This is a genomic window from Streptomyces sp. WELS2 (assembly GCF_013870595.1).
GTDB lineage: Bacteria > Actinomycetota > Actinomycetes > Streptomycetales > Streptomycetaceae > Streptomyces.
Genome location: NZ_JACBWZ010000351.1, coordinates 1 through 6,121, shown reverse-complemented (window position 1 = coordinate 6,121; position 6,121 = coordinate 1). Strand labels below are relative to the sequence as shown.

Here is a 6,121-nt window from a genome sequence, read left to right as displayed (position 1 = left end):
CTCGGGCCGCTGCTGGACAAGGCGGAGACCCGGCTGGCCCGGCTGGCGCCCGCCGTGGAGCGGGCCCGGCAGTCGCTGCTGGCCGCGAGCAACGCCCTGGACGCCGTACGCGCGCGGCGGCTGCGGGCCGACGACCTGGCCGCACGGCTCGCCGCCCTGGCCCCGGAACTGACCCGGCTGAACCAGGGCGCCGGGCAGCACGGGGTGGACGCCACGCTGGAGCGGGCCGAGCGGGTGCAGCGGGAGGCCGGGGCGATCCGGGCCGAGGCCGAGCGGCTGCCCGGGCGGGCGGCCGAGATCGACCACCGGCTGGTGTCCCTGCGCACCCGGGCGCAGGCGCTGACCACCCGGGCCGGACAGGTGGAGCCGGTCCTCAGCGAGCTGCGCCGCCGGTTCACCGCCGCCTGCTGGCAGGACCTCCAGCAGGTGCCCGGGCTGGCGGCCGACAACGTACGGCAGGCCGAGCTGAAGCTGGCGGAGGCGCGGGCGGCACGGGAGGCCCAGCGGTGGGCGGACGCCACCGCGCTGCTGTCCACCGTACGGGCGCTGCTGAACGCCACCGACGAGGCGGTGTCGGCCGCCGGTGACCGGCTGGCCCGGCTGAACGCCGTACAGAAGGACCCGCAGGAGGAGATCGAGCGGACCCGGTTCGCGATCCGGGACGCCCAGCGGCTCGCGATGGCGGGCCGCACGACGCCCGACCCCCGGCACGCCCGCCCCCTGGACGACGCGGTGGCCCGGCTGGAGCGCGCGGTCGGCACCCTGGCGGAGCACCACCCCGACTACTGGCACTTCCTCACCGAGACGGAGGCGGTGCGGCAGAGCGTGGCCCGGGTGGTGACCCTCATCCGCGAGGACCGCGGCACCGCCCGCTGAGCCGGGACGGCCGCACCGGTCACCCCGGCCGGCGAGGTCCGCGTGTTGCCGGGGTGCCGGGGGCGGTGGATATTGGGTGAACGGACGAATGGCCTCCGCTAGCGCCCGAGGAGGCGGACATGGCCACACACGCGGTGCATTCGAGGAACGCCCGGGAACGGCGGCGGACCCGGCTGGACGACCATCTGCCCGTGGACCACCGGCTCAACCGGGTCTACCGCGCCGGGGCGGGCCTGATCGGCGCGTTCCTGGTCGCCTTCGGCATTCTCGGCCTGCTGGACCAGATCGGTTTCTTCAGCACGGGCGGCAACCAGGTCGCCGGGCTGAACAGCAACGGCGCGCTCAGCGTGCTGTCGATCTGCATCGGCGTGCTGCTGCTGGTGGGCGCGGCCGTCGGCGGGAACTTCGCGTCCACCCTGAACATGGTCCTCGGCGTGCTGTTCCTGCTGAACGGCTTCCTGTTCCTCGGCCTGCTGGACACCCCGAACAACTTCCTGGCGTTCAAGATCCAGAACGTGTACTTCAGCTTCGTCGTGGGCCTGCTGCTGATGACCTTCGGCATGTACGGCCGGGTCGGTCACGCGCTGCCGCACGACAATCCGTACTGGCGGGCCCGCCACCCCGAGGCCTCCCCGCACGAGGAGGGCGGCCGGCGGCAGGGCCCGCGGCAGGGACCTGATCAGGTCCGGTAGGCGTAGAACGCCGCGTTCGGGTACGACGCGACCAGGCTGGCCACCGACCGGTTGTACGTGTTGGTCGAGTGGTAGGTCACGTACGGCACGCCCCGGCGGTCCCGGGAAGTGACGATCATCGTGTGGTCCTTCGAACCGTCACGGTTGAAGTCCATCTGGATCACGTCGCCGAGGTCCGCCTGGTAGACGTTGGCGAGGCTGGTGGCCCGCTTGGACGACAGGGCGAACCAGGACCACTCGTTCACGCCGACGAACGAGTCCGACTGGATCTCGGAGTTGCCGAACCACTTGTGGAAGTCGTACGTGTACCCGGGCACGTGCTTCCAGCCGCCCGCCTTCAGCGCCTGGCTGACGAAGTTGGTGCAGTCGCCGCCGGCGCCCTGCCCGTTGAAGTCCGGGTAGTCCGGGTTGTACCTGCTCCAGTACTTCTGCGCGTAGGCGACCATGGCCTTGTAGTCGTAGCCGCTCGCGGAGAAGTTCTTCGCGTTGACCGGCGCCGGCCAGGTGGTGGCGGCGCGGGCCGCGCTCGGCGGACCGTCGTCCTCGGCCGCCGCCTGCGGCTTGGCGACGTCCGGCTTGGCGACCTGGTTCACGGCGAGGTAGCCGTCGTCGGTGTCGCGGATGCCGGTGAGCCGCCAGTTCCCGTGCCGGTCGGCCGTGAAGGTCAGCTCGTGGTGGGCCTGGAAGCCGGTCGACGCCGGGCTCTTCGTCGTGGTCCTGCCGTACGTCAGCGTCGTCGTCTCGGTGACCGCGACCTTCGCCTCGCGGCCCTTCACCTGCGTCGCGTCGAGCCGGACCCGCGTGCTGCCCGCGCGGTACGTCTCACCCAGCCGGGCGAGCCGGCCGCGGCGGTCGCGCAGCTGCTCCAGCGCCGACGTCTGCTCCCGCGACTGTCCGCCGGACAGACTCACGGAACCGGAGAAGCCGGCCGTGTGCCGGGTCTCCTTCGTTCCGGCGCCCTCCACCAGGGCCTGCGTGCGGTCGGTGAAGACCGCGTCGGCCAGCCGCTGGAAGGTCGCCTTGGTGGCCGCGTCCACCGTCGGGTCGTCGGTCACCGCCGCGCCCGCGCTCCAGTTCGGCACCAAGGCCACGCCGGCGACCACCGAGGCGGCCGCGGCGGTCACTATGGCCGTACGACGCCGCTTACGGCTCAGTCTTCTGGATCTCAATGATGTTCCCCTCTACGCCGGTACACCTACCGGGAGAGGGGCATCTTCGCATGGCCGGTACACCGGATGTGAAGAGGGGCGCACAAGTGGAATCAGCCGTGCTGACCGGTTACTTGACGACCGCCGACCAGTCCGGCGACTGGGCCGGGTCGAGGCCCCGCAGGGCGGCCAGGGTCTGCGGCTTCTGCGCGTCGAGCCAGTCCGCCAGCTCCTTGAAGGAGACGCACTTGACGCCCTCCTTGGTGCACACGTTCTCGACCACCTGGTCGATGGCCTTCATGTAGATGCCGCCGTTCCAGTCCTCGAAGTGGTTGCCGATGAACAGCGGCGCCCGGCTGCCGTAGTAGACGCGGTTGAAGCCGGACATGTAGGAGTCGACGGTGCGCCGCTCCCACTCGGGGAACTTGGCCGGGTCGCCCTGGGTCTCGCCGTCGGACTGGTTGTAGAGGAAGTTGAAGTCCATGGACAGGCCCTGGTACTTGCCGCTCTCGTACGGCAGCATCTGCAGCGGGAAGTCCCAGATGCCGTTCTTCTTCGACGGCCATATCTGGAAGTCGCCCGGGGAGCTGGCGTCGTAGCGCCAGCCGTAGTCCTTGATGGCCTTCAGCAGGTTCGGCTGGCCTTCCAGGCAGGGCGCCCGGCCGCCGGTGACCTCCCGCTTGAAGTCGAAGGGCAGCGGCGGCAGATCGGTGAAGCCGGTGTTGGTCTTCCAGTGCTCCACGAACTCGTAGAACTGGTCGATCTCGCTCTTCCACTGCGCCACGCTCCAGTCACCGCCGCCCTTGGCACCGCAGAAGTGGCCATTGAAGTGCGTGCCGATCTCGTTGCCGTCCTCGTACGCCTTGGCCAGCTCCTCCACGGTGGTGCGGATGTGGTCGTCGGTGGCGTAGTCGATCGCGGCGTCCCCGGGGGAGTGCATGGGGCCGTGGTACTGCGCCTTCTTGCTCTTGGGCAGCAGATAGATGCCGGTGAGGAAGAAGGTCATGTGCGCGTTGTACTGCTTCGCCAGCTCCCGGTAGTGCGAGAACAGGTGGTCGCCGCCCTCCAGCGCGCCGTCCCAGGAGAAGACCACGAACTGGGGCGGCTTCTCGCCGGGCTTGAGCGGCACCGGCTTCAACTGGCCCTTCTGCGGGCCGGTGTAGGAGGTCGAGCCGTCCCCGAGGACCTTGACCTTGCCGTCCCAGGACGGGGTGGGGCTGGGCTTGGGGGACGCGGCCGGCGGCTTGGTCTTCCGGCCCGCGGCGGCCGGTGTGCTGTCGCTGTCCGTGCCGGACAGCGCGAGGAAACCGGCCACCAGCGAGGCCGCGACGAGGAGCGCGGCCAGGGTCAGGACCTGGGGGCGGGTGGCACGGGGCGCGCCGCGGCGGCGGGGGGCTCGACGGCGGCCTGACGACGACATCTTGCGGGGCATGCGCGGCTCATTCTTGGAAGGGGAGGGTGGACGGGCGTATCCCGGCTCAGCCGAGGCCCGTCGCGGCCGACCAGAGGGCGTACGGGACGCTGTGGGCGGGCCCGGCCAGGCCCTGGAGCGGCAGTGGCTCCAGTGACTTGGCCAGGTCGATCCGGTAGACGACGATCGCGGTGGACACGGAGTCGGCCGTGCCGACGTACCAGGCGGCGGTGTCCTTGTCGGTGCCGCCCGCCTTCCCGCCCACCCCGGACCGGCCGGCCGCCGCGTCGGGGTGGGCGGTGCGGAAGGAGTCGGCGAGCGCCTCGGTGACCTGCTCGGCCACCCGCGCGGCGACCGCCCGCTTCGGGCCCGGGGTGTTCAGCGCGACCGGGGCGCCGTTGCGGGTGATCCGGACCACCGAGTACGGCTCGGTGTGGTCGCCGCCGGCGGCGAAGGTGGCGTAGCCGTTCGCCATCCGGATCGCGCTGGGCGTGGAGGTGCCCAGCGACAGCCCGGGCACCTGGGGGCCCATGCTGGAGCGCAGCAGCCCGGAGGCGATGGCGGTGTCGCGCACCTTGTCCAGTCCGGCGTCCATGCCGAGCTGCATGAACGGGGTGTTCACCGACTTGGCGAGCGCCTCGCGCAGGGTGATCTTCCCGTACGACTTCCCGCCGTCGTTGTGCGCGGCGACCTTCTTGCCGCTGCGGTCCCAGTACGGGCCCTCGGGCGTGGTGACGGGCACGCCGTCGTCGCCGTCGTAGACGCTGTCCGGGCCGACGGGGGTGGCGGGGCCGCTGCGCGTCTTGTGCACACCGTGTTCGAGTCCGGCGGCGTAGACGAACGGCAGGAACGCGGTGCCGGCCGGGACCGTGGTGGCGTTGGACTCGTTGTAGCCCTGCTTGCGGTGGTCCGGGCCGCCGTAGACGGCGAGGATCCGGCCGTCGGCGGCCACCGAGGCGGCGCCGTAGTGACCGTTCTCCGCCGCCTCGGGAGTGTCGTCCCGCGCCTTCCGGCGGGCCTTGGTGACGGCGTCGGTGAGGGCCTTCTCCCGCTTGCGGTCGAAGGTGGTGTAGATCTGGTAGCCGCCCAGGTCGAACTGCTTGTCCGTCAGGTGCGCGGCCTTCTTGGCGTAACTCGACGCCAGCTCCACCAGGTAGTCGCTCTGCTCGCCGGTGTCGTACAGCGGGTTGGTCCTCAGCGGCTCGGGGAACGTCGTGTACCTGGCCCGCTCCTGCTTCGACAGCTTGCCGATCTTGACCATCCGGTCCAGGATCCAGGACCAGCGCTCCACCGCCCGCGCGTGGTTGGCCTTGCCGAGCGTGGGGTCGTACAGACCGGCGCCCTTGAGCAGCGAGGCGAGCATCGCCGCCTCGGAGACGTCGAGTTTGTCGACGTCCTTGCCGTAGTAGGCCTGGGCGGCACGCTGGATGCCGTAGGTGCCGCGGCCGAACCAGCTGGTGTTGAGATAGCCCTCCAGGATCTCGTCCTTGCTCATCTTGTTGTCGAGCTTGAGGGCGATCATCGCCTCGGTGAATTTACGGCTGACCGTCTGATTCTGGGTCAGGTAAACGTTTTTCACATACTGCTGGGTAATAGTGGATCCGCCCTCGGTGTCCCCCTCGCCCACCGTACGGAAAAGTGCCCGGCTGATGCCTTTGAGGGATATGCCCGGGTCCGAGTAGAAACTCTCGTTCTCCGCCGCGAGCACCGCCCAGCGCACGTCCTGCGGTATGTCCTCCAGCGGCATCGCCTGCCGCTGCACCCAGCCCGTACGGGCCATGGGCGTGCCGTCGGACCAGAAGTAGACGTTGTCCTGCTGGGTGGCGTACGAGTTGATGTCGCTCGGTATGTCCGTCATCGCGTACGCGGTGACCAGGAACGCGCCGAGCATGCCGAACGAGGCCAGGAGGCCGCCGATCCACTGGCGCCAGGAGGGTATCCAGCGGCGCCAGCCGGTGCGGCCGGGGCGCGGATAGACGGGCTTCAGGCGGCGC

At 70.5% G+C, this 6,121-nt stretch carries 4 protein-coding genes and 1 pseudogene; 2 read left to right on the top strand and 3 right to left on the bottom strand.

Annotated features, from left to right (window positions below):
• Positions 1-876 (top strand): annotated as a pseudogene (locus H5J33_RS20115) (hypothetical protein); the annotation flags it as partial.
• Positions 877-995: 119 nt separating this feature from the next.
• Positions 996-1,568: a DUF4383 domain-containing protein gene (locus H5J33_RS20110; protein ID WP_181796323.1), complete on the top strand. Its 573-nt coding sequence runs from the start codon at positions 996-998 to the stop codon at positions 1,566-1,568.
• Here H5J33_RS20110 and H5J33_RS20105 read toward each other — a convergent pair.
• The 3 genes from H5J33_RS20105 to H5J33_RS20095 all read right to left on the bottom strand — a co-directional run.
• Positions 1,556-2,659, bottom strand: coding sequence for an amidase domain-containing protein (locus H5J33_RS20105; protein ID WP_309485449.1), 1,104 nt, complete (start codon positions 2,657-2,659; stop codon positions 1,556-1,558). The genes H5J33_RS20110 and H5J33_RS20105 overlap by 13 nt on opposite strands.
• Before the next feature lie 187 nt (positions 2,660-2,846).
• Positions 2,847-4,148 (bottom strand): hypothetical protein, encoded by a 1,302-nt coding sequence (locus H5J33_RS20100; protein WP_181796321.1) that lies wholly within the window; start codon positions 4,146-4,148, stop codon positions 2,847-2,849.
• Positions 4,149-4,194: 46 nt separating this feature from the next.
• Positions 4,195-6,121: transglycosylase domain-containing protein (locus tag H5J33_RS20095; protein ID WP_181796320.1), on the bottom strand; the 1,927-nt coding region annotated here is incomplete at its 5' end.